Raw genomic sequence first — 23,670 nt, forward strand, 5'->3', positions numbered from 1 at the left:
AATGCCCGCTCAAGCAAGCGGGCATTTTTAGTATCGATCTAAGCTTTATAAGGCTATAGTCTCTTACCAATTTGATAATAACTAAAACCTAAATTATCAAGCCTTTCGGCGTCAAATTGATTTCTTCCATCAAAAATAACAGGTTCCTTTAATGTGGACTTAATTTCTCCAAAATCAGGGGAACGAAACTCCTTCCACTCAGTGAGCAAAAGTAATGCATCAGCTCCTTTCAGGGCTTCATATTTGGAATCGGCATAGGTTAACCCTTCAACATCTTTTAAATAGAAGGATTTCGCTTCATGTATGGCCTTAGGATCATAAGCCTGTATTTTTGCTCCAAGAGCGGTTAATTTTTTAATGATATAAATGGATGGTGCTTCTCTCATGTCGTCCGTTCCAGGCTTGAATGACAGACCCCATATGGCAAAGGTTTTTCCAGAAAGATCCTCACCAAAATGATTGATCACTTTATCCGCTATAACAAATTTCTGTCTATCATTTACATCTTCTACAGCATTGAGCAACTGAGCTTCATAGCCATTTTGTTCTGCGGTTTTTTTAAGGGCTTTTACATCCTTTGGAAAGCATGATCCGCCATATCCGCTTCCTGGGTAAATAAAGCTGTATCCGATACGGCTATCCGAACCAATCCCTATCCGTACTTTATTAACATCGGCCCCAACTAGTTCACAAATGTTGGCCACTTCGTTCATAAAAGATATTTTGGTGGCGAGCATGGCATTTGCGACGTATTTTGTCATTTCAGCAGAACGAACATCCATTACCAACATACGGTCCATGCTACTTCTAAAGAAAGGAGCGTACAATCTGCGCATGGTTTCTGCCGTTTTTTTGTCTTCAGTGCCAACTACAACACGGTCCGGTTTCATAAAGTCACTGATGGCATCCCCTTCTTTAAGGAATTCAGGGTTGGATACAACATGGAATTCAATTTCTTCACCTCTTTTCTCAAGTTCAGTTGCAATTGCAGAATAGACCTTGTCGGCAGTACCAACGGGAACAGTGGATTTGTCCACAACGATCAATGGTGCGGTCATGTATTGACCAATTTCTTTGGCCACTTGTAGGACGTATTGCAAGTCCGCAGACCCATCTTCTCCCATTGGTGTGCCCACCGCTATAAATACCATGTCACAATCGTGAAGGCATTCCTTTAATTGCGTGTGAAAATGTAGCGTTTTATTGGCAACATTACGGGAAACCATTGGTTCTAGCCCAGGTTCGTAAATAGGAATAACTCCATTTTTTAAGTTTTCAATCTTATCTTTGTCTATATCGACACAGGTAACCGTATTTCCCATTTCTGCAAAACAGGTTCCAGTTACAAGGCCAACATATCCTGTGCCTACTATTGTTAGTTTCATGCTTTTTTACATGTTTTTAGTGGGTTACTTACGTCTATGTATGGAAGTACAAATATGCGACAAACCTATAAAAAGGTTTTAGGCTTCTAGATAAACTTTTCATAAAACGGATAAAGTGTAAGTTCCCAAAATAAAATGGTGTGTTTGTCTTTGATATTATCGACCATAATAGCCTTTATACCATTGGATGAATTCATCCACCCCAACTTTTACAGGCGTAGATGGTTCATAATTGTAATCTTTTTTCAATCCCGTTACATCTGCCCAGGTCCGTTTAACATCTCCGGCTTGCATAGGCATCATTTCTTTGGTTGCTTTTTTATCAAGAGAGACTTCAATGGTCTCAATAAAATCCAATAATCTCACAGATTTACTGTTTCCGATATTGTAGAGATGATAGGGCTCACTAGCACTGTACGCATTGCTGTAATGGTCCTCTAAAATATGAATCACACCTTCCACAATATCATCGATGTAAGTAAAATCTCTTTCTAAATCCCCATTATTAAAAACCTTGATAGGCTGATCATTAATAATTGCCTTGGTGAACAAGAACATAGCCATATCGGGCCTGCCCCATGGACCGTAAACCGTAAAGAAACGAAGTCCCGTTGTTCTTAAGCCATAAAGGTGGCTATAAGTATGAGCCATTAATTCATTGCTTTTTTTGGATGCGGCATATAAGCTCACCGGATGATCTACCGAATCCGAAGTTTCAAACGGAACCTTTTTGTTTAAACCATAAACGCTGGAACTGCTTGCATATACCAAATGCTTTATCTTAAAAATGCGACAGCACTCCAATATATTAAAAAAACCCACGATGTTACTTTCAATATAGGCAGTTGGGTTTTCTAAACTGTAACGAACGCCTGCTTGGGCGGCAAGATGGCATACTACTTCAAAATTTTCTTTTTGGAATAGTTTCAATAGATCTTTTTTATCCTGAACATCCAGACGGACAAAACCAAAGTTATCATATATATCACTTTGTGATAACTTGCCTAGATTTCCTGCAATATCCTCATGAACCCCCAATTGTTTTAATCGATCAAGTTTTAAGTTGACATCATAATAATCATTTAAATTGTCGAGTCCGAGGACAGTGTGCCCATGTTCCAATAATTTTTTTGAAACATGAAAACCTATGAAGCCGGCAGCACCGGTAACAAGAATTTTCATACGATATAATAAAATTCAAATCTAAAGAATTATTAATTCCCGTGCGAAGGATAATTTGATAAGGATGATCGAGTGCGGAACAATTGGCTCATCAAATGCAGATAAATTTTAACACAACTGGTTGATATATTGTTGTCTAGTGTTGTTTTTTACAGTTTTAAAATTACTGGATATATTTTAGATGCATTTAGTACAATGTCTTTGTCGAAATAAACCAACAATTTAAGATAGCCCTGTATATCTTTCAAAAATGGTAACTAACAAGCACTTAATCGATTATTTTTTGCCTTTGGCGAATAGTAGCCAAAAATAATCCGACAGCATAATTTTCCTCTTACTTTTACTATTGAGAAATAAAATTCTCACCCTACTTATATCAACCCAAAACCGAAATGAAAACCGCAGTATTGAAGAAAATTTGGTTATCGCCACCTCACATGGGTGGAAATGAGGAAACCTATGTAAAGGAAGCATTTGATACTAACTGGATCGCCCCTTTGGGACCGAATGTCCAGCAATTTGAAAAATCCATAGAGGACTTTGTGAGAAATGATGTTCATGCCGCTTGCCTGAGTTCTGGTACAGGTGCCATACATTTGGGCTTGGAGATTCTTGGAGTTGGTCAAGGGGATGAAGTAATTTGTCAGAGCTTCACTTTTGCGGCATCGGCAAACCCCATTACCTATTTGGGAGCATCGCCCATATTTGTGGATAGTGAACAAGAAACTTGGAACATATCGCCAATTCTTTTGGAAGATGCCATTAAAGATAGAATGGACAAAGGAAAAAAACCAAAAGCCATTGTCGCTGTACATTTATATGGAATGCCCTACAAGGTAGATGAGGTCCATGCCATAGCAAGGAAATATGAGATTCCAGTAATAGAGGATAGTGCAGAGGCTTTAGGTAGTTCTTACAGAGGTTTTAATTGTGGCAGCCTTGGTGAAATTGGTATTTTATCTTTTAATGGAAATAAGATCATTACCACTTCTGGTGGTGGAGCTCTACTTTGTAAAGATTTAAAAATAAAAGAGAAAGCAATTTTTTTGGCGACTCAAGCTAGAGATAATGCACCACATTATCAACATTCACATATTGGATATAATTATAGAATGAGCAACGTCCTGGCCGGCATTGGTCGCGGACAAATGGAAGTTCTTGAAAAAAGGGTAAGGGCAAGACGCCAAAATTTTGAGTTTTACAAGGAAAATTTATCAGGGTTGCCGGAAATTGAATTTGTCAATGAACCAGATGGGTCTTATTCCAACAGATGGTTGTCCTGTATCCTGACCCCTTCTTTTGAAATGAGGGAAAAGATAAGGATTGCACTTGAAAATGAGAACATAGAATCACGACCTTTATGGAAACCCATGCACCTGCAACCGGTATTTGAAAAATGTATATCGTTTGTAAATGGTGTGAGTGAAGACCTTTTTAATAGGGGTTTGTGTTTGCCAAGTGGGTCAAGCCTGGAAGTTGAAGACATGGAAAGAATTTGTGGAATCATTAAAAATCTGTTCAAATGATAAAAGAATTCTTCTTTAAAACAGGTAAGCGATATGCTTCTAAATGGACAGTACTTTTAATTGACCTTGGTATTGTTTCAGTTTCATTTATATTGGCATACTTTATTCGATTTAACCTGAGTTTTAATTTCGATGTACAACGACTATGGACCCAACTGCCGATCATTGTTTTGTTGTTTTTGGTAGCATTCTTGTTTTCGGGCAGTTATAAAGGTGTTGTGAGGCATACGGGAATCAAGGATGTATATGCCATTTTTAATGCAGTATGTTTGGCCAGTATTGGAGCAATCGCAGTAGTATTGGTCAATAGATATATGGAGTGGGTAGATGGATTTACGATTCCACTCTCAATAATTATCATTAATAGCTTGTTGACCTTTATTGCACTTTCTGCATCGAGATATGTTTTTAAGATCGCTTTTGAAAGTTTGATGAACAGTGGACGAAACCCGTCCAAGAACATAATAATTTATGGAGCGGGTGAGTCTGGTATAATTACCTACAATACACTGACCAACCACTCAAAAATGGGTGCAAAGGTTATCGGCTTTGTCGATAACAACCTTCAAAAAGTAGGAAAACAAATTAATGGGGTAAAAGTATACGACAAATCTATCCTTACAGAAGAGTTTGTTAAATTCCATAATATTTCCGAGGTAATTTTTTCCATTCAGACCATTAACCCGAAACAATTGAGGACATTGGTCAATGAGATTGTGGACCTACCGGTAAAGGTTAAGATCGTTCCTCCAGTAGAAGATTGGATCAACGGTGAGTTAAAAGTATCCCAGATAAAAAGAGTCCAGATCGAAGATCTCTTGGACAGACCTCCCATCGAAATAAAAAACAGTAAAATCGAGAGGGATTTTGATGATAAGGTAATCATGGTTACCGGTGGAGCAGGATCTATTGGTAGTGAATTGGTCCGTCAGATCTGCAAATACAACTATCGATCATTGATTGTTATTGATCAGGCAGAATCAGCGCTTTACGATTTACAGCAAGAATTGAAACAGGCCGGTTTTTTTAATTTTATCCCTATTGTTAGCGATATCAGGGACAAGAATAAAATGCGAGTATTGTTCGAACAGTACCAACCTAACAGAATATTTCATGCTGCCGCATATAAGCATGTTCCTTTGATGGAGCAGAACCCATATGAAGCCGTTAAGATCAACGTGGCCGGAACCAAGACAATAGTTGATCTTGCAGCCGAATACGAAGTTGAAAAATTTGTCTTCGTCTCTACGGACAAGGCCGTGAACCCTACAAATATTATGGGGGCTACCAAACGAATAGCCGAAATGTACATTAGTTGCAGGCAACAAGAGGGTAAGACCAAGTTCATAACAACTCGATTCGGGAATGTACTGGGTTCAAACGGATCGGTAATTCCTTTATTTAGAAAGCAAATCGAAAAAGGCGGACCACTAACGGTAACGCATAAGGACATTACAAGATACTTTATGACCATCCCAGAGGCATCCCAATTGGTTTTGGAAGCAGGTGCCATGGGGAAAGGTGGTGAAATCTTTATTTTTGATATGGGAGAATCGGTTAAGATATTGGACCTGGCCAAAAATATGATCAGACTTTCCGGATTGCATTATCCAGATGATATCGATATCAAAATAACAGGATTAAGACCTGGTGAAAAGTTATACGAGGAACTTTTGGCCAATGGCGAGAACACTTTGCCAACGTATCATGATAAAATAATGATCAGCAAGGTCCGCGAAATTGATTATACCAAAGTTCGTAGTATGATCGATGAACTGTGTATTTCTAATTTGTTCTTTAAAGAGAATGTTGTTCAACTTATGAAGAATATTGTTCCGGAATACATTTCCAACAATTCCGATTTTTGTAAATTGGACAAAAAGAATTCCATTACCGAAATTAAAGAATCTCCAACAATTGAACATCCTCAACTCAACAACTAAAATGTATATTTCCATGCGCCAAAAAATCCAATGGGTATGTTATGTTATAATTACATGCCTAGTATTCTCCTGTACACCAGCCAAAGATGTAGTCTACTTTGAAGATGCCAGCCAATTTGAAACTTTGGTTGATGACAATACATTCACTACAAAATTTAAAGTGGATGATCTGGTAAGTATCAATGTTTCTACATTAGATCCCGAGGCCAGTGCTCCTTTTAACCTTTTTAGGGGAGCAGAAGAGGGGGGGATTCGTCCTGAACAAGTGAACTACTTGGTTGATAAGAACGGTGAGATTGACTTTCCCGTAATTGGAAAAATCAAGATAGAAGGACTATCACCTAGTGAAACAAGGGATCTTTTAAGAGAAAAATTAAAGGATTATTTGAAGGACCCCATTATTAATATAAGAATTAGGAATTTTACGGTAACCGTACTAGGATCGGTAAATAGACCTGGAACTTATCCTATAAATGGCGAGCAAATCACAATAATGGAAGCGTTGGGGTATGCGGGCGACATCAATATAAAAGGTAGAAGGGACAACGTTATGGTAATAAGGGATTTCGATGGTACCAAGGTGTACAACAGAATCAACCTTAATCGAAAAGATGCACTAAAGTCCCCGGTATATTATCTTACTCAAAACGACGTGGTATATGTGGAACCCAATAAATCCGGAAAAACTCAATCCAGTTTGGATCAAAGGGCAACCATTGCCATTTCCATAGCCTCCACCTTGATTACCTCCGCCGTTATTTTATTGACAAGGAATTAAGGACTTGGATATTCACTTTAAATATTATAAACATTTCCCAAAGGCATGAACAACTCTGATCTGGATTTAAAAGGTATAGTACAATCTTATACAAGACACTGGAAATGGTTTGTGATAAGTGTTTTCGTTTCGGTTGCTTTGGCCATCCTTTATTTGCGATATGCCATTCCGGAGTATAGCGCAACAGCTAAAATTCAAATACTGGAAGAATCCAATGGCGGTTCTGAATTAAGTGTCCTGGAAGATTTGAATTTGTTTTCCTCGGGTAAAACCAAAATGGAAGATGAAATCGAATTGATAAATGCTAGGGAAAATTTTATTCGTATCGTAAAAAATCTAGATCTTAATATTCGTTTTTTCTTGCAAGGAAACATAAAAGATGCTGAGCTGTACGAATCAAAATCAAAGCCATTTTCAATAAATTTTTTGGCCAACGATTCCATCATAAGCAATTCCAAGGCGATGTTCTTTGTTAAGGTCTATTCGGATACCTCGTTCGGATTTAGGGAAAAAGAGGATAATCCAGAAAAAAAGGTGGCTTTTGGGGAAAAGGTAAAAACTGAAATCGGTGATATTATAATTACTCCTAATGCCAATCTTGGAAGTTTTAAAAATAGGAATATAAGGGTAACCGTAAGTCCAGTAAATGCAGTTGCCGATTACTATAGGAAAAAGACGAGTGTCCGGGCAAATGACACCAAGTTTTCCAATATCATTAACCTAACGCTCAACGATCCAATTGAACGCAGGGCGATCGATATTATTAACTCATTGATCAATATAAATAATTCCAATGCGGTACGGGACAAAAAAGAAATTGCCGACAGGACATCCAAATTTATAAATGACCGGATCACCGAAATATATTCCAATCTTTCCAGTGTAGATGAAACTGCGGAAAACTACAAAACCAGTAGAGGTATAGCCGATTTAGGTTCGCAATCCAGTGTAAACTTTGATATGAGCGCCGCAGGGGAGCAAGAATTACAAAACGTCAATATTCAACTGAACATCGCAAGTACCATGAGAGATTTGATCGATGGGCAACAGGGATACGAAATTATTCCGGAAGTAGGCTTGGCAGATCAAAGTATTTCCTCCACGGCGATGCGGTATAACGAGTTGGTAGTGCGCAGGAATAGACTATTGGAAAGTTCCAATGAAAAAAACCCGGTAGTGGTTAAGTTAGATCAACAATTGGAAGCTCTCAAGACCGGAATGAAATCCAGTTTGAACAATGTTACCAACAATCTAAACTTACAGGTAAATAGTTTGAGCAAACAATTATCACAGATAAATTCAAGAATTTATGCAGCACCCGGCAACGAACGTGCTTTAAGGGACATTAGCAGAAAACAACAGACAACAGAGTCCTTATACTTATATCTTTTGCAAAAAAGGGAGGAATCCCAGATTACATTTGCCTCTGCATCACCAAAATCCAAAATTGTGGATTCAGCATACGGTTCCAACCGACCTGTATCGCCAAAGACCAATGCAATCTACCTAACAGCTTTCATTTTAGGTCTTCTAGTACCATTTTCGATTATTTACGCAAGGGATTTGCTGGACAATAAGATTCATAACAAGGTAGAACTGGAAAAGTTAATATCCAACAAAGTCCCTGTATTGGCCGAACTGCCGAAGATTGGCAGAAAGGACAAGAAATTGGTGTCAGGGTTTGATCGATCCGTTCTTGGCGAGTCCTTAAGAATTCTGAGGACCAATTTAGATTATTTGTTGAGACAGAATATAAAATCCAAAAAAGGGAGTGTTACCTTAATAACTTCGAGTGTATCCGGTGAAGGAAAAACTTTTCTATCGTCCAATTTGACGATGGTTCTTGCCAGTACCAAAAAGAATGTGCTCTTGGTCGGAGCCGATATACGTAATCCAAAATTGCACAACTTTTATCTGGACCTTGATGAAAACGGAAATCAAAAAAAGAGAACGGATTTGGTCGGATTGACAGAGTACCTTTATAATGATGACTTAAAAGTAGATGAAGTGATTTCTACCATTCAGGTAGGCGATAACCATATCGACATTGTTTTTTCTGGTAAAATCCCACCAAATCCAGCAGAACTACTTATGAGTAATCGCCTAGGCGAGTTTTTTGAAGAAATCCGCGAGAAATATGATTATGTAATAGTGGATTCTGCACCCATGTTGGCCGTAACGGATACTTTGTTGATAGGGGAATATGCCGATCAAATCTTGTATGTAACAAAATCTGGCGTAACCGAAAGAAAAGTTCTTGAGTATCCAATTAAATTATTGGATGAAGGAAAGGTAAAAAACTTGTCCTTTATAGTCAATGGAGTTAAGGAATCCAATCTTGGTTACGGTGGAAAGTATGGTTACGGCTACGGCAAAACCGTTAAAAAATGGTGGAAATTCTCCTAATCAGTAAAAGGATTGAATTGTATTTTCGATAACGGGCAATACTTTGTTCAACACTTTTTTGGACAGTCGGATTTCTCTGAGAAGATTCAATTGCCTCGCATTATGGACATCGGTTCCCACAAAGTCGATAAGGTCGTCTTTTAACAATTTCTCCGCAATTTTTTGTACATCGGAGCCATAGGAAGCGGCACTTAACGAAAGTAGGTTGAGCTGGAATAGGATCCCATTCGATTTCATGGACGGATATTTGCCATATTTACCATGGTAGTACATATAGCGTTCCGGGTGCGCCAAAATGGGAAAGTACTTGTGCTGGGCAATCTTGTTCACCGCAAGATTAAAATTGAAAGAAGGTTGTAGATAGGACATTTCGATCAACAAATATTCCTTGTTTAAGGGCATTATCTGTTTCTCTTCCAAAATATTCTCAAAATTATCGTCGATCATATGTTCGGCCGCACAGTGCAAAGTAATATCCGACAAGCCGTTTTTCTCCAATCCGGCCAATAGAGCTTTATGGGCATTTTTTATTGTTTCCGGCGTGTTATCGTAATGGTTGTGCATAATATGGGGCGTACACCTAAAATAGGTAACTCCCATATCTGCGAAGCCATTGATCAATGCAATGGATTCATCCACAGTTTTGGCACCATCGTCCAAACCTGGAATTATATGATTGTGAATGTCCACTAGACCGTGTAAATAATCGGCCAAATAAATTTTCTTCTCAAAAAAACTTATCATGCATAAAATTTGGACTGTAAAGATAATGGTTCTGTACCCTCAATCCATAAGACTGTAAGCAATAATAGGGATTAGACCGGTCCAAAAATAGAAATCCGGCCCATTGGACCGGATGTATAGATTCGCTACATTAAATTTCTAAACTAAACTTAAAGGCTAAGATAAGCAACATCCAAAGGCTTATCGATTAACAAAAGGTCAAAAAGGTTAACGAAAGATTAATCAGGTTAACCAACATGTAAATAGCTCCCGATTTTTTGTTTACTTCGCATTATGCTGACCAAAAGAAACCTTTATGTCCTAATTTTTGTAATTGCCGTTATAGGTCTCTTGGTGGTCCAATACCAGTATTTAAGAGTAGGTTTGGGATTGGCCAAAGCTCAGTTTTCCGATAAAATAGATAAAGCACGGGAGAACATAAATAGTGAATTGTCCACGGTAAATGCACTGACCTATACTTTAGGGAATGCCATACAAAAGGACACCTCCCAAGTACATATAAGTTTGGACAGTCTGGAAAAAGCCTCACAATACTATCTAAACGATTATATCGCATATCAATTAAAAGTATCGGGCATAGACGCCCCATTTACCTATACCCTTTATTCCAGGGATTCTATCACCTATTTAAGTTCTGCAAGGCCACATCTTTCTAAAAAGGAAAACTTGACGTATCCTATGAAGATCGAAGGCTATTTGCCCAAGCTCTTACAAAAGGAAGTAATCTTGGAAATCGGTTTTGAAGATTTAAACAACTATTTTCTAGGACAGATCAGGGGACTGATCCTGCCAGGACTGTTGTTTTTATTGATGATAATTTTCGTTGTTATTTGGGTGTTGCGGTCGTTTTATTTGCAACGAAGCATTATTACCACCACGAACGATTTTATAAATAACCTGACACACGAGCTCAAAACCCCTGTGTTTTCCATTGGCTTGGCCACAAAAATTTTAAAAGAGGATGTTCCAGATGAGAAAAAAGAGGTTGTGGACCTTATCCGAACAGAATCGGATAGACTTAAAAAACATATCGATAAAGTTTTGGAACTCGCCAGTATGGAATCCGGAAATCCATTGATGCAGTATCAGGAAGTGGATTTTAGGCCCGAATTGGAGCGGATTTGTCAGAGTTTCGCCTTACTTGCCAAGCACGAGCAGATTGATTTTGGCTACACATTGGAAAAGGGATCTTATTTAATAAAAGCAGAAAAGTTCCATTTGGAAAATGTAATCGGTAACCTCTTGGAGAATGCACGTAAATACTCCGATCACCCCATTATAAAACTAAACGCATACAAACAAAAGGGGAGATTGCTGATCAATATTTCCGATAACGGAGTTGGAATTTCACAGGAGGACATCAAAAAAATCTTTAGCAAATATTATAGGGTAAAAAACGGTAACGTGCACAAGGTAAAAGGATATGGCCTTGGGTTATATTACGTTCAAAAAATTATAAAAATGCACAGGGGAAAGGTATCCGTACAAAGCGAATTGGGCAAAGGCACCAACTTTACCCTATCCCTTAAATTAATGAACAATGGATAGAATGTACAAACTACTTTTGGTGGAGGACGATAATGCCCTGGGATATTTATTGTCGGAATATTTGGGAATGAAGGGCTTTGCCGTAAGTTGGGCAAAAAATGCAGAAGAAGGAGTTCAAAAAACAAAGACCAACGTTTTTGATCTTGCCATCTTGGACGTTATGTTGCCAGATATGGACGGTTTTGAACTCTCGCAGAAAATAAAGAGCATAAACCCCGAACTTCCGTTTATTTTTTTAACGGCAAAATCGTTAAAAATAGATGTTTTAAAAGGATTCTCTCTCGGCGCAGTTGACTATCTTAAAAAACCGATAGACGAAGAGGAATTGGTGGTAAGGATCAATGCACTCCTTGCCAGATTGGTGGCCGATAAAGTGGAAGAACCCCATGTTTCTCAATATATAATCGGGGATTATTTGCTGAACATGGATAATTTTGAACTGAATTATAAAGGAGAATCCATAAAGTTAACGGCCAAAGAGTTTGATCTATTGGCGCTTTTGGCAAAGAACAAGAACCAACTTTGCACCCATAAGGAGATACTCACCACTGTATGGGACAAAAATGATTATTTCAACAAAAAAAGCCTGAACGTCTTCGTTTCGCATTTGCGCAAACATTTGGGTAAAGATCCCAGATTGAGCATCGTAAATGTTAGTCGAAGAGGATTTATGTTGCGCGAATCGGAAGTGTGATGACATATTTTGGCTTAATATTTGAGGCGGCTATTTTAAACTAGAATGCCATTTTGTTGATTGTATGCTGAAGTTTCTAAAAAAACGTGCCCCCAAGCCAACGTTGTCCCAACTTGATAGTTTATATGCGAATACCATACGTAAATGCCCATTGCAAGAGCAAATATCTTATTGTCAAAGACTTATTGAAAGCTCTCAATATCAATTAAGACAATCCTGTCCCAAAGTGGAAACCGATTTCTTCAAGAATCTTATAGAAGCTGCGGATATTGAATTGAAAAAGCTCAAATCTGTTTCGTCTGGTTCATAGCGTAGGTTTGAATGTGTTAGACTTCGTTAAATCTTGCCGTTGTGGGTGATTCGAAATTTAAAATTTTCCGGAACTTTTACAATGCTGAATTACTTTTATAACAGAGGGAATACCTTTTAATTGTAACGATCTTGTAGATCATACGACTGTTATTCCAAATGTTTTCCCATAGGGAAGCACATAAGAATCTCAATCTATATATATGAAAAACATTATTGTAACAATTTTCGGTGTCTTGGCTACAACTACTTATGGACAACAAATCCTTACTCCAAAAAGTAATAACATAGAACAAAATGCCTTAACAGATGAAGCATACACCTTGAACTGGTATATGGTCCAGGATTCCATAATACGTACGTTGGGGAAAGTTGATACCGAAATCATAGTAAAAGATGATGAAGTTAGCTTTGTGGTCAATGTGAGAATTCCAAATGCCACGACTCCTTGGGTGGATACCACTATCGTTAAAAAACAGGATTTTGCGCCCATTTATCACTCCTCATACAATCAAAATAGGGATATGGTACTGAAATATGGAAATCAGTTGACCGGTTATTATTTTGATAAGAAGAGTGAGGAAAAAACAATTATCAATGAAAGTTTACCGGCATCAATTTTTGATAGCAGTAGTTACCCACAATTGATTCGATGTCTTCCCTATGAAGATGGTTTTAGCGCTGCAATTTCCATCTTTGATTACAATCCGAAGGCTAAAATTGGGGAATTGTCCGCATCCATCAACCAAGTAACTTCCCATAAAATGAAGTATAAGGGAAGTACCTTGAATGTATGGAAAGTAGATGTGACCGATGATATCAGTGATAACCGAGTCCTGAACACCTATTATATAAGCAAAAGCTCCAGAAAGCTCTTGAAACATATCATCGATATGAATGGTAGGAAAATGATCATGGCAAGAGAAACCCCGTAAATTAAAACCGCTTCCCCATTTAGTAAACACGCTAAAAGCAGTAACTTTAACGTTGAAAAATAGACTCAATGAAAAATTCAATCCTTCTTCTAGCCCTGTTTTCAATTTGTATTAATGCATTTGCCACGGACACCAAACTTATGGTTAGGGCAAAGGCAAAAGATGCCAAGTTTATTGGTAGTTCCATCGGAGGGGCACATATTATCGTTAGAAACACTTTAAACGGGCATATCTTGGCAGAAGGGGAAACCACCGGTAGCACTGGAAATACAGACCTTATTATGAGAAGTCCCCATGAACGTTACACCCAACTGTCCGATAATGATACAGCTGGTTTTTTAGCGGTTGTGGATATTGATGAACCAACTTTTGTTCAAATAGAAGTAATATCTCCTATTAACAAAAGAAATGCTCAAATACACGCTAGTACTCAAATATGGCTTATACCGGGAAAAGATATTTTGGGTGATGGGATAGTATTGGAAATACCCGGCTTTATAATCGACATATTGGAGCCCAATACACATCAATATATTCCATTGGAAACAGTGATAACATCGGGCATCAATATTAAAGCAAATATTGTGATGATGTGCGGTTGCCCCATTCAAAAAGATGGACTCTGGGACTCCAATCTTATGGAAGTCAGGGCCGTTGTACAAAAGGATGGCGAAGCATATACCGATGTGCCGTTGGACAATCCAGGACAGAATATTTTTGAAGGTAATCTGGCTGTCAAGGAATCCGGCTACTATCAGATCACGGTCTATGCATACAACTCCAAAACGGGGAACACGGGGGTGGATAAAATCAACTACGTGGTCCGAGATTAATTTATGGGCTTACTTGGGTATTTGGATTGATTTGGATGGTGAAAAATAGTACCTTTTACAAATCTATATCAATCCGGCCTTATGAAAAATCATATTATGTTCTCCCTTTTTGCTGCGATATTTGTGATTGCATGCAATCCTAAACCCAGAACCGATTTACTACAAAACGGAATTCCCCTTAAAATGGCGGAATATCGCAAAGAGCAGGTTTCCAACGTAATATATGCGCTTACCTTCGATATTCCCGAAGAGCGGCAAAAACCCATACCTTCCAAAATGAAACTGGATTTATCCATCCATGATCTTTCACATCCGCTTTACCTGGATTTTAATGCAGATAGTACGTTGCTAAAAAACATAAAGGTGAATGGGCAAAACCAAACCATAAACCATCAAAAGCAGCATATAATCATTTCGGAAAACCTTAAAAAAGGACCAAATACCATAGATATCGAGTTCAACGCCGGTGAAATGTCGCTAAACCGAAATCAAGACTATTTGTACACCCTTTTAGTGCCAGATAGGGCAAGTACATTGTTCCCATGTTTTGATCAACCTAACATCAAGGCACGCTACATGTTGAATGTTGCCGTACCCAAGCAGTGGAGCGTCTTATCCGCTTCTTCATTGAAAGAAAAAAAAGAGGTAGGGGACAAGCACTATTTTTCTTTTGTGGAGAGCGACCCCATGAGTACCTACCTGTTTTCGTTGGTGGCCGGAAAATTTGAATCGGTCACCGAAAATCCAGGAGCGTTCGATATGACCCTTTTTTACCGAGAAACAGATTCCTCCAAAATTGAATTCAGCATACCTCGAATTTTTGATCTACACCAGCGTTCAATAGATTTTCTTAAGGACTATACCCAATACGATTTTCCTTTCCAAAAGTTGGATTTTGCAGCCATACCTGGCTTTCAATATGGAGGAATGGAGCATGTAGGTGCCATACAATACAGGCAATCCGCCATTTTTTTGGATGAAAGCTCCACCGAACGACGCAGAATGGGAAGTGCCAAATTAATTGCCCACGAGGCATCACATATGTGGTTTGGGGATCTGGTGACCATGGACTGGTTCAACGATGTATGGATGAAAGAGGTCTTCGCCAATTTTATGGCAGATAAGATCATAAATCCAGCCTTTCCAGAAATCAACCATAATTTACAATTTCTAATCTCCCATTACCGAAACGCATATGGGGAGGATAGAACAAAAGGCACCAACCCCATCCGGCAGGATTTGGCCAATCTAAAAAATGCGGGCAGTCTGTATGGATCTATCATTTACAACAAAGCGCCCATAATGATGCGCCAGTTGGAAGCCACCATTGGCGAAAAGGCATTTAGAGATGGTGTTCGGGAGTATATTTCTACTCATGCCTATGGTAATGCAACTTGGAACGATTTGGTTGATATTTTGGATAAAAAAACGGTTCAAGATCTAAAACAGTGGAGTAATGTTTGGGTGAATCAATCCGGTAGGCCCGTAATTACGGATAAAATTGAATATATTGATGGAAAAATAGCCAGGTTTGTCATCACGCAAAATGCCGAGGATGGCAGTGATAGATTATGGCCGCAAAGTTTCGAGGTATCCTTGGTATATCCGGATAGTACACGAACCATTCCAGTGTCCATTTCCAAGAAAAACACTTCTGTGGATTTAGCAATTGGTCTGCCCAAGCCCAACGCCATTATATATAATTCCAATGCTTTTGGGTATGGAGTTTTTCCGGTTAACACATCAGATCTGGACATAATTCCCAATCTGGAAGAGGAGGTAGCTCGAGCCTATGCCTACTTAAATACCTACGAGAATACATTGACCGGAAATTTATCCGCCGAACAAACCTTTGCTCTTTTGATAGCAGGTGTTTTAAACGAGGAAAACGAATTTGTCCATGGAATGCTCACTGGATTGGCAAATAACTTATACTGGAGTTTTTTAAATGATCAACAACGTGCGGAACAAAATAATTTGATCGAAAATCGACTTTGGGTGAAATTGCTTCAAACCGATGTAAACCCCAATCTTAAAAAGAACATTTTTGATTTGTGGCAAGGAATAGCGTATTCAGAAAAGGCGAAGGAAAAGTTATACGGTGTGTGGAACAAGACCGTCCAAATTCCTGATCTAATGCTTAACCAGGATGATTTTTCCGAGATGGCCATGTCCTTGGCATTGTATGAGCACAGGCTGTCCGAAAAAGTTTTGGAAACGGCCAAAGCCCAATTGAATAATCCGGACAAAATTGAGCGTTTCGAGTTTTTAAGGCCTGCCCTATCTTCCGATGTTGCTATGAGGGATGCCTTTTTTGAGTCCTTTAAAGATGCCAAAAACCGTGAAAAGGAATCTTGGGTAACCACAGCTTGTGGATATATTCATCATCCTTTGCGCCAAAAAACGGCAATTAAACAAGTACCTTTGGCCTTGGAACTTTTACAAGAAATTCAACAAACGGGAGATATCTTTTTTCCCAAACGCTGGCTGGTGGCAACGGTAGGGCAATATCAATCCAAGGAGGCCGTCCGGCATGTGGAATCTTATTTACGGAACCATCCGGATTTGGAACCTTCCTTAAAGGGCAAGTTGTTACAGGCCACAGATAACCTCTATCGATTTAACCGTTTGTAGTTGTTTTTTTTAGGTAATGGATTAACTCATGCTTGGTTAAAAGCCTTACTTCCCAATACAAAAATTGGAAAAAATATTGCCCAAAAGATCGTCCGTAGTCACGCTTCCCGTAATCTCGCCCAAATGATACAAAGCTTGTCGAATGTCGATGGCCATCAAATCGCTGGAAAGATCCATGTCCAAACCTTCTTTTACTTTTTGAATTTCTTCCAGGGCTTTTAAAAGAGCGTCGTAATGTCTGCTATTGGTAACGATGGTACTGTCGCCGCTCAAAGCACCCGAATCAACTAATGATAATAGTTTGTTCTCCAATTCAGAAATACCCGTTTTAAATTTTGCTGAAAGAAATAGGACGTTGGGGATTTCTTTTTGAACCTTATTTTTTTGTTCCTCGTTCAAAAGGTCCATTTTATTGCAAATGGGCAATAATTGCTTGTTAGGGTATCTTTCTTGTATTCTTTCCAGTTCTTTTATGTTAAAATTCATTCCATCGAACAGATACACAATGAGCCGAGCTTTTTCAATCTTGTCGAAAGTACGTTCGATACCGATTTTTTCAACAACATCTTCGGTTTCACGGATTCCAGCGGTATCAATAAACCTAAAGTTAATACCATTTAAACTAATTTGGTCTTCCACAGTGTCCCTAGTAGTTCCAGCTATCTCACTTACAATGGCCCTCTCTTCGTTCAACAAAACATTGAGCAAAGTTGATTTCCCAACATTGGGTTGCCCTACAATGGCCACTGGAATTCCATTTTTGATGACGTTGCCCAAGGCGAAGGAATCAATTAATTTTTTAAGGACGTTACTGATTTTGGTAAGTAGTTCGTTGAACTGGGTTCTGTCGGCAAATTCCACATCTTCTTGCGAAAAGTCGAGTTCAAGTTCAATTAACGATGCAAAATTAAGAAGTTCTTGTCGCAGTTCTTGGATTTCGTTGCTAAACCCCCCGCGCATTTGCTGCATGGCTATATCGTGGGCTGCTTCACTATCGCTTGCTATTAAGTCCGCCACAGCTTCGGCCTGACTCAAATCCATTTTGCCGTTTAAAAATGCTCTCAATGTAAATTCTCCGGCAGATGCTGTACGACACCCATTTCTTAAAAGCAATTGTATGATCTGTTGTTGAATAAAAGGCGAGCCATGACAGGAAATTTCCACTACATTTTCGCCTGTGTAGGAATGTGGTCCTTTAAAAATGGACACCAAGGCTTCATCCAAAATTTTGGCACCGTCTACAATGTTCCCCAAATGTATGGTATGACTTTTTTGCTGGACCAGTTCTTTACCTTTGATGGATTTGAACAATTGATCTACTATACTGATGGCCTGTGGACCCGAAACTCGGATTACGGCAATGGCCCCTGTTCCCGATGGGGTTGCCAAGGCTACGATGTTATCTGAATACGACATGGGCACAAAAGTACAAATAAGCTGCTGTTTGTAACATTTTTATGGATTTGTATACTAATAAGTTGAATCATCAAAATCAATCAAAAAATGGAAGTAATAAATCACAAAGCAGTTAGAACGGACAATACCTTGTTGGCCGTAACACATTTGACACAATTATTGGGCTATGCCATAGGATTTGGCAGCTTGATCGTTCCCTTGATCATTTGGTTATCCTCCAAGGATAGGGTAGAGGGGATGAACGAACATGGAAAGGCCATTATCAACTTTCAGATAAGTCTTATCCTATATATTATAATCAGTATTCCTGCCATCCTACTTTTGGGATTGGGCATATTAGGTTTGATCGGTGTTGCTATTATAGGATTTATTTTACCTATTGTCAATGCGGTAAAGGCCGCAAATGGCGAATCCCCATCTCATTTTATGACCATCAGGTTTATTTAAAAAACAAAAAAGCTGGAACAAAGTTGTCCCAGCTTTTTTAATTATGGTTGGATAGTTGATTTAGTTGTTCAGCATCACCGGCATTACCAGCATGGTAACATGCTCTCCTTCGTCCAGTCCATCGATCGGTGTTAGGATACCCGCTCTGTTCGGCAAGCTCATTTCCAAGGATACTTCGTCGGAAGAAAGATTGTTCAACATTTCCAAAAGAAACCTTGAGTTGAAACCGATTTGCATATCATCTCCTTGGTAGGAGCAAGAAAGTCTTTCCTCAGCCTTATTGCTGTAATCCACATCTTCTGCGGAAATGTTGAGTTCCGCTCCGGCAATCTTTAATCGAATCTGATGTGTTGTTTTGTTCGAAAATATAGAGACCCTTCTTACAGAGCTCAAGAACTGATTCCTTGCTATTGTAAGTTTGTTCGGGTTTTCTTTTGGGATCACGGCTTCGTAGTTCGGATATTTTCCATCGATCAATCTACAAACCAACTCAGTATTGTCAAAGTAGAATTTTGCATTACTATCGTTGTATTCGATGGTGACTTCGGATTCTGAACCTGCCAAAATGCCTTTCAATAAAGTTAAAGGTTTTTTGGGCATAATAAATTCGGCTACTTCCGAAGCTGTTACATCTTGACGTTGATATTTCACCAGTTTATGGGCATCGGTGGCCACAAAGGTCAAATTTTCCGGGGAAAACTGGAAGAATACGCCGCTCATTACCGGACGAAGGTCATCGTTGCCTGCGGCAAAAATGGTCTTGTTGATCGCCGTGGCCAAAATATCGCCCAATAGGGTAGTGGAACTCGGGTTCGAGACTTCTACTGCCTTTGGGAATTCGGCACCGTCGGCATAGGCCAAGGCATATTTACCATGATTGGAACTAATTTCCACTGTATTGTTGTCCTCAACAACAAATGTTAAGGGCTGTTCCGGAAAAGTTTTTAGCGTATCCAACAGTAATCGTGCGGGAACCGCAATGGTACCTTCGGAATCGGAATCCACATCTAGAACCGTACTCATGGTAGTTTCCAGATCGGATGCGGAAACGGTCAGTTTACTTTCTTTTAGATCGAACAAAAAGTTATCAAGGATGGGCAAGGTGTTGCTATTGTTGATAACTCCTCCCAAAACCTGAAGCTGTTTCAATAAATATGTACTCGATACAATAAATTTCATCAACGAAATACTTTAGTATGGCTGCCTTTTTGGCAATTTACCCCTGTTCCAGGGCCTTTAAAATCAATAAAAACAAATATATCCCAAATGGATTAAGCAAAGAAACAATTTTATTAACAGTTACAAGGCAAATTTGCGCTTTCTGTAATATCCGAAGAAAAGGCCGAACAGTAAGGTTAAAATTACTGGCAATCCAATATTTACAAGCTGCCATTTGGTTTTTTGCTCAGCTATTTTTTTAACATCGAGCAATGGAATGGTCACTTTTTTGTTCCGAATGTTAATAAGCCCGGTATTGTCCAAAAGGTAATTTGTGCTGTTCACCAAAAATTCTTTGTTACCATAAAAGCTGTTGGTCCATTTGTCGTACCCCAGTTCCAAGGGCCTTCCGTTCCGCAACTGGTTCTTGACAATATCCCCATCAGAGATTACGATCATTTTATTTTCGGGCCCTTCCTCTAAAGTATTCTGTAGTTTGAGCGGTTTCACTCTGTTTTTGTACATTGAAGTAAAGTTACCTTCGATCAAAACGGCCAAAGGTAGATTACCATTGGTATAGTTCTCCCTGTTAGGTTGCTGGTTTATCATTTCCAAACTAACTATTTTTGGGATGCCATCGGTTTTGGAAAGTGGTGAACTTTGTAGCAAAACTGTTTTTTTGTAATCGTTTTCCAGAATATCCATTGGACTGGTAAATTGGAAACGAACCGCTTCAATATTGGTATTGATAGGGTGATTGTTCTGGGAAAAAACCATGGGATAATAGAACCAAGGCAGCGGATTGTACTGGGAATCGTTTCCTTCGCCCGTGGCCAGGACAATTTGTGTAAAATACAGGTCGTTTACCAGTACGGGATTGATCCTAACGCCATATCTAAAGAACAGGTCTTTTAAGTTGAGGTCTCTTGGTACTGCAATGGCCTCACCGCCACCGGCATAAATACTGTCCATTTCCATGCTTACTTGATCTATCATCCAAATGGACTTGCCCCCGTTGACCATATATTGATCGAGAACATACTTTTCTTGATCGGAAAATGCTTGTGTTGGCTTGGCAATAACGGCCAAATCAAACTCCTTAAGTTGATTTAAAACACTTTGCGGATCGGAAGCTACGGAATCCAATGTTATGGCAGCAATATTATAGTAATCCCTAATGGTGGTAAGATAATCCGCAATGTACATATCATCCAGCTCACCGTTTCCTTTAATAATGGCCACGCTCTTTTTTTCTCCGATGTTGAGTTTGGTAAAGGCGTCCGCAAAGGCATACTCCAATTGTTGCACTGAATTATTGATACGATCTTCGGCAGTGGCTCCCAGTTTGTTTTTTAGCAATGGTACTTTTACGGTCTGGTCCTTATAATTGACCATGGCCCATGGAAAAACCAGCTCGTTGGACACTTTTCCATTTTCCTCTACAGTAACATTTGCAGGCTGTAGCCCCAAGCCCTGTAGTTCGGCAATGGTTTGTTCCGCAAGTTCCTCATCTGCCAGCGGGTCCACCAAATTGTATTTGATGTTACTGTTTTTTGACCCAAAGGATTCGAGCAGTTGTACGGTTTCCGATTTTAACTTGGAAAATTCTGCTGGAATGTTACCGTCCAACAGCACATCTATAATTACGGGCGATTCAAATTTTTTGGCCACTGTTACCGCTGGCTCGGAAAGGGTGTACCTTTTATCTTCGGTAAGATCAAAACGGGTATAGACAAAACTGGCCAACAAATTGATTACTGCAACAGCTATAAGTATTTTTAATGTGGATACAACAAACTTTCCCATTATCGCGGTAATTGTTTTAAACGTTGAAAAGTAAGATAAAGGAATAATAGGGTCAACGATACAAAATAGATCAGGTCACGGGTGTCTATCACTCCTCTTGCAATACTGTCAAAATGTGATCTGGCGCCAATGGCCTCAATGGCTTGTTGGGTTTCTCCGTTGGAAAATAAGGAGGAAACGGCATCAAACCCATTGAATATCAAAAAGCAAACCAGTACGCCTACCAAAAAAGCAATGATCTGGTTATCGGAAAGTGTGGAAGCAAATATCCCAATGGATGTATAGCTTGCCATCAGAAACAATAATCCAAAGTAAGAGCCCAATACCACACCAAGGTCGTAATTGCCTTGTACCATTCCCAACTCCGAAATGGCAAAAACATAAACGATTGTCGGAATCACGGCAATGACACACAATAGGAATGCGCCCCAAAATTTTCCAAGGACCAGTTTCCAAACGGAGATAGGTTTAATGAGCAATAATTCGAGAGTGCCCATTTTTCGTTCTTCGGAAAAGCTCTTCATGGTAATGGCCGGTACCAAAAAGATGAAAATCCAAGGAGCCAATAAAAAGAAGTTGCTCAAATCGGCAAAGCCGTAATCAAAAATGTTGTATTCGCCCTTGAACACCCATAAAAAAAGTCCATTGAGCAGTAAAAACGACCCCACGATCAAATATCCGATGGGCGATGTAAAAAAAGACCGTACCTCTCTCTTAAAAATTGCAAACATTAAGACGGGTTTGTTGATTGTAATTTATGAACACTCCAAGCTTCGGGTTTATCGGAGAACAATTTTTTGGTATTGCCCCAAACCTCTTTAAAAAAATCAGAATTCCTGTAGTTGTTGAGATGCGATTCCGTATCCCAAAAACTATAGGTGAAAAATATATTGGGATTACCAATGTCCTGATATAATTCTACCATGTTGCAGCCTTCAAATCCCAAAATACCATTTTTCGATTCTTCAAAGATTCGTTCAAAACTAGCAATATTTTCGGGTTTAAAAGTCAGTTTTACGATGCGTATCAACATTTACAGAAAATTTATGGTTACGGTATCCCTATAATTTAGGCCAAGAAGCGTTGAAGCACCTCCGACCGAATTAAGGTCGCTCTTGTAAATGGCAAGCTCTATATAACCGGCTGAATTGAAAAGGGCAAGGGCGTCGCCGGGTCCCTTGCGCTGGTTCCGTTCCAAGTTGTAATTTACAATGCCGTTATAACTTTGGTGTACTTGCCGTATTTTGGTGGTCCGAGCAATTATTTCAAAATCACGACCATTCCTATATGCCTCGAACAAACTTTTCTGAATATTGGTAACCACGTTGCCGTAATTGTCAATATAGATCACATTGCCAGAAATAGTCTTGCCCTCGTTGGTTATCCTTGGTTCAAAATCGCGTATTTCCTTTAAGCTTTCCAGAGGTTTGCCGATCACTTCCAATTTACCGCCCCGGGCAATATGGCAGGCTACTTGTACAAATACGTCCAGAACAGGGAAGGCAGTGGGCCGGGAATTGGGCAGATCTATCTGCACCACTTTTTCCGGTTGTACCTCGGAGGTTATCAAGGAAATTACGCCACTGTTCGCACTTACAAAGTAATGTCCATCTACCTGTACAACCATGTGCTCGTTTTCTGGGGATACTTCAGAATCGACCCCAACAATATGTACCGTTCCCTTTGGGAAAGATCGGTATGCATTTTTAAGGATGTAGGCGCACTCTTGTATGTTAAATGGTCCTATGGCATGCGAAATATCAACAATGTTGATGTCAGTCAGGTTGCTCAGTATTGCCCCTTTTACCGCACCAACAAAGTGGTCTTTATATCCAAAATCTGTGGTAAGGGTTATGATTGCCATGCAATACTGTTGATATGTTTTTCGGCGTTCAAATTGATTTTTAGTTAAGTTTGTTTTGTAAA

The 23,670-nt window shown here is 39.2% G+C and carries 19 protein-coding genes; 10 read left to right on the forward strand and 9 right to left on the reverse strand.

Features of this window, described 5'->3' with window-relative positions:
- Window positions 1–53: 53 nt before the first annotated feature.
- Window positions 54–1,385: a UDP-glucose/GDP-mannose dehydrogenase family protein gene (locus ABTP35_RS14360; RefSeq protein WP_293295408.1), complete on the reverse strand. Its 1,332-nt coding sequence runs from the start codon at window positions 1,383–1,385 to the stop codon at window positions 54–56.
- A 156-nt stretch (window positions 1,386–1,541) separates the two neighbouring features.
- Window positions 1,542–2,567: an NAD-dependent epimerase gene (locus ABTP35_RS14365; protein WP_293295406.1), complete on the reverse strand. Its 1,026-nt coding sequence runs from the start codon at window positions 2,565–2,567 to the stop codon at window positions 1,542–1,544.
- A gap of 392 nt (window positions 2,568–2,959) precedes the next feature.
- On the opposite strand from ABTP35_RS14365, the gene ABTP35_RS14370 reads away from it, so the two are divergent.
- Genes ABTP35_RS14370 through ABTP35_RS14385 form a run of 4 tightly spaced genes read left to right on the forward strand, consistent with a single transcriptional unit; the run spans window position 2,960 to window position 9,220 of the window.
- The gene (locus ABTP35_RS14370) at window positions 2,960–4,093 is read left to right on the forward strand and encodes a DegT/DnrJ/EryC1/StrS family aminotransferase (RefSeq protein WP_293295404.1); all 1,134 of its coding nucleotides are present in this window, start codon (window positions 2,960–2,962) and stop codon (window positions 4,091–4,093) included.
- Window positions 4,090–6,036 carry a polysaccharide biosynthesis protein gene (locus tag ABTP35_RS14375; protein ID WP_375334278.1) on the forward strand — a complete coding sequence of 649 codons (1,947 nt, stop codon included), beginning with the start codon at window positions 4,090–4,092 and terminating at the stop codon, window positions 6,034–6,036. The genes ABTP35_RS14370 and ABTP35_RS14375 overlap by 4 nt, the downstream gene beginning before the upstream one ends.
- Before the next feature lie 13 nt (window positions 6,037–6,049).
- Window positions 6,050–6,814 carry a polysaccharide biosynthesis/export family protein gene (locus ABTP35_RS14380; protein ID WP_375334279.1) on the forward strand — a complete coding sequence of 255 codons (765 nt, stop codon included), beginning with the start codon at window positions 6,050–6,052 and terminating at the stop codon, window positions 6,812–6,814.
- A 45-nt stretch (window positions 6,815–6,859) separates the two neighbouring features.
- On the forward strand, window positions 6,860–9,220 hold the full coding sequence (locus tag ABTP35_RS14385) for a tyrosine-protein kinase family protein (protein WP_293295399.1): 2,361 nt from the start codon (window positions 6,860–6,862) through the stop codon (window positions 9,218–9,220).
- Here the strand turns inward: ABTP35_RS14385 and ABTP35_RS14390 are convergent, their stop codons facing one another.
- Entirely contained in the window at window positions 9,221–9,964 is a 744-nt protein-coding gene (locus tag ABTP35_RS14390; protein ID WP_293295397.1) for a CpsB/CapC family capsule biosynthesis tyrosine phosphatase, read from the reverse strand.
- Window positions 9,965–10,237: 273 nt separating this feature from the next.
- Between ABTP35_RS14390 and ABTP35_RS14395 the strand changes: the two genes are divergently transcribed.
- The 5 genes from ABTP35_RS14395 (at window position 10,238) to ABTP35_RS14415 (ending at window position 16,917) form a co-directional block, all read left to right on the forward strand.
- Window positions 10,238–11,512, forward strand: a complete 1,275-nt coding sequence (locus ABTP35_RS14395; RefSeq protein WP_293295395.1) for a HAMP domain-containing sensor histidine kinase — start codon at window positions 10,238–10,240, stop codon at window positions 11,510–11,512.
- A 1-nt stretch (window position 11,513) separates the two neighbouring features.
- Window positions 11,514–12,206 carry a response regulator transcription factor gene (locus tag ABTP35_RS14400; protein ID WP_313777773.1) on the forward strand — a complete coding sequence of 231 codons (693 nt, stop codon included), beginning with the start codon at window positions 11,514–11,516 and terminating at the stop codon, window positions 12,204–12,206.
- Between the two features lie 512 nt (window positions 12,207–12,718).
- A complete protein-coding gene (locus tag ABTP35_RS14405) occupies window positions 12,719–13,450 on the forward strand; it encodes a hypothetical protein (protein WP_375334280.1) in 732 nt (243 codons plus the stop codon).
- Window positions 13,451–13,518: 68 nt separating this feature from the next.
- On the forward strand, window positions 13,519–14,283 hold the full coding sequence (locus tag ABTP35_RS14410; RefSeq protein ID WP_293295391.1) for a hypothetical protein: 765 nt from the start codon (window positions 13,519–13,521) through the stop codon (window positions 14,281–14,283).
- A gap of 81 nt (window positions 14,284–14,364) precedes the next feature.
- Window positions 14,365–16,917, forward strand: a complete 2,553-nt coding sequence (locus tag ABTP35_RS14415; protein WP_293295389.1) for a M1 family aminopeptidase — start codon at window positions 14,365–14,367, stop codon at window positions 16,915–16,917.
- Between the two features lie 45 nt (window positions 16,918–16,962).
- Here ABTP35_RS14415 and mnmE read toward each other — a convergent pair whose 3' ends face one another.
- Complete coding sequence (mnmE, locus tag ABTP35_RS14420; protein WP_293295376.1) at window positions 16,963–18,333, reverse strand: tRNA uridine-5-carboxymethylaminomethyl(34) synthesis GTPase MnmE; 1,371 nt, start codon at window positions 18,331–18,333, stop codon at window positions 16,963–16,965.
- An 87-nt stretch (window positions 18,334–18,420) separates the two neighbouring features.
- Between mnmE and ABTP35_RS14425 the strand changes: the two genes are divergently transcribed.
- Window positions 18,421–18,780, forward strand: coding sequence for a DUF4870 domain-containing protein (locus tag ABTP35_RS14425; protein ID WP_224837207.1), 360 nt, complete (start codon window positions 18,421–18,423; stop codon window positions 18,778–18,780).
- Window positions 18,781–18,840: 60 nt separating this feature from the next.
- On the opposite strand, the gene dnaN is transcribed toward ABTP35_RS14425, so the two are convergent.
- The 5 genes from dnaN to ABTP35_RS14450 form a co-directional block, all read right to left on the reverse strand.
- The gene (gene dnaN / locus ABTP35_RS14430; protein WP_224837208.1) at window positions 18,841–19,959 is read right to left on the reverse strand and encodes a DNA polymerase III subunit beta; all 1,119 of its coding nucleotides are present in this window, start codon (window positions 19,957–19,959) and stop codon (window positions 18,841–18,843) included.
- A gap of 120 nt (window positions 19,960–20,079) precedes the next feature.
- Window positions 20,080–21,744, reverse strand: a complete 1,665-nt coding sequence (gldG, locus tag ABTP35_RS14435; protein ID WP_293295375.1) for a gliding motility-associated ABC transporter substrate-binding protein GldG — start codon at window positions 21,742–21,744, stop codon at window positions 20,080–20,082.
- A complete protein-coding gene (gene gldF / locus ABTP35_RS14440) occupies window positions 21,744–22,475 on the reverse strand; it encodes a gliding motility-associated ABC transporter permease subunit GldF (RefSeq protein ID WP_293295374.1) in 732 nt (243 codons plus the stop codon). Before gldF ends, gldG begins: the two co-directional genes overlap by 1 nt.
- On the reverse strand, window positions 22,475–22,777 hold the full coding sequence (locus ABTP35_RS14445) for a putative quinol monooxygenase (protein ID WP_224837211.1): 303 nt from the start codon (window positions 22,775–22,777) through the stop codon (window positions 22,475–22,477). Before ABTP35_RS14445 ends, gldF begins: the two co-directional genes overlap by 1 nt.
- Window positions 22,778–23,608 carry an S-adenosyl-l-methionine hydroxide adenosyltransferase family protein gene (locus ABTP35_RS14450; RefSeq protein WP_224837212.1) on the reverse strand — a complete coding sequence of 277 codons (831 nt, stop codon included), beginning with the start codon at window positions 23,606–23,608 and terminating at the stop codon, window positions 22,778–22,780. It abuts the gene before it with no gap.
- Window positions 23,609–23,670: the final 62 nt, after the last annotated feature.

It is taken from the genome of Flagellimonas alginilytica (genome assembly GCF_042134605.1).
Classification (GTDB): Bacteria; Bacteroidota; Bacteroidia; order Flavobacteriales; family Flavobacteriaceae; genus Flagellimonas; species Flagellimonas alginolytica.

Coding starts and splice junctions, on each gene's coding strand:
- ABTP35_RS14360 (WP_293295408.1), bottom strand. CDS start 1,385: ATGAAACTAACAATAGTAGGCACAGGATATGTTGGCCTTGTAACTGGA.
- ABTP35_RS14365 (WP_293295406.1), bottom strand. CDS start 2,567: ATGAAAATTCTTGTTACCGGTGCTGCCGGCTTCATAGGTTTTCATGTT.
- ABTP35_RS14370 (WP_293295404.1), top strand. CDS start 2,960: ATGAAAACCGCAGTATTGAAGAAAATTTGGTTATCGCCACCTCACATG.
- ABTP35_RS14375 (WP_375334278.1), top strand. CDS start 4,090: ATGATAAAAGAATTCTTCTTTAAAACAGGTAAGCGATATGCTTCTAAA.
- ABTP35_RS14380 (WP_375334279.1), top strand. CDS start 6,050: ATGCGCCAAAAAATCCAATGGGTATGTTATGTTATAATTACATGCCTA.
- ABTP35_RS14385 (WP_293295399.1), top strand. CDS start 6,860: ATGAACAACTCTGATCTGGATTTAAAAGGTATAGTACAATCTTATACA.
- ABTP35_RS14390 (WP_293295397.1), bottom strand. CDS start 9,964: ATGATAAGTTTTTTTGAGAAGAAAATTTATTTGGCCGATTATTTACAC.
- ABTP35_RS14395 (WP_293295395.1), top strand. CDS start 10,238: ATGCTGACCAAAAGAAACCTTTATGTCCTAATTTTTGTAATTGCCGTT.
- ABTP35_RS14400 (WP_313777773.1), top strand. CDS start 11,514: ATGTACAAACTACTTTTGGTGGAGGACGATAATGCCCTGGGATATTTA.
- ABTP35_RS14405 (WP_375334280.1), top strand. CDS start 12,719: ATGAAAAACATTATTGTAACAATTTTCGGTGTCTTGGCTACAACTACT.
- ABTP35_RS14410 (WP_293295391.1), top strand. CDS start 13,519: ATGAAAAATTCAATCCTTCTTCTAGCCCTGTTTTCAATTTGTATTAAT.
- ABTP35_RS14415 (WP_293295389.1), top strand. CDS start 14,365: ATGAAAAATCATATTATGTTCTCCCTTTTTGCTGCGATATTTGTGATT.
- mnmE (WP_293295376.1), bottom strand. CDS start 18,333: ATGTCGTATTCAGATAACATCGTAGCCTTGGCAACCCCATCGGGAACA.
- ABTP35_RS14425 (WP_224837207.1), top strand. CDS start 18,421: ATGGAAGTAATAAATCACAAAGCAGTTAGAACGGACAATACCTTGTTG.
- dnaN (WP_224837208.1), bottom strand. CDS start 19,959: ATGAAATTTATTGTATCGAGTACATATTTATTGAAACAGCTTCAGGTT.
- gldG (WP_293295375.1), bottom strand. CDS start 21,744: ATGGGAAAGTTTGTTGTATCCACATTAAAAATACTTATAGCTGTTGCA.
- gldF (WP_293295374.1), bottom strand. CDS start 22,475: ATGTTTGCAATTTTTAAGAGAGAGGTACGGTCTTTTTTTACATCGCCC.
- ABTP35_RS14445 (WP_224837211.1), bottom strand. CDS start 22,777: ATGTTGATACGCATCGTAAAACTGACTTTTAAACCCGAAAATATTGCT.
- ABTP35_RS14450 (WP_224837212.1), bottom strand. CDS start 23,608: ATGGCAATCATAACCCTTACCACAGATTTTGGATATAAAGACCACTTT.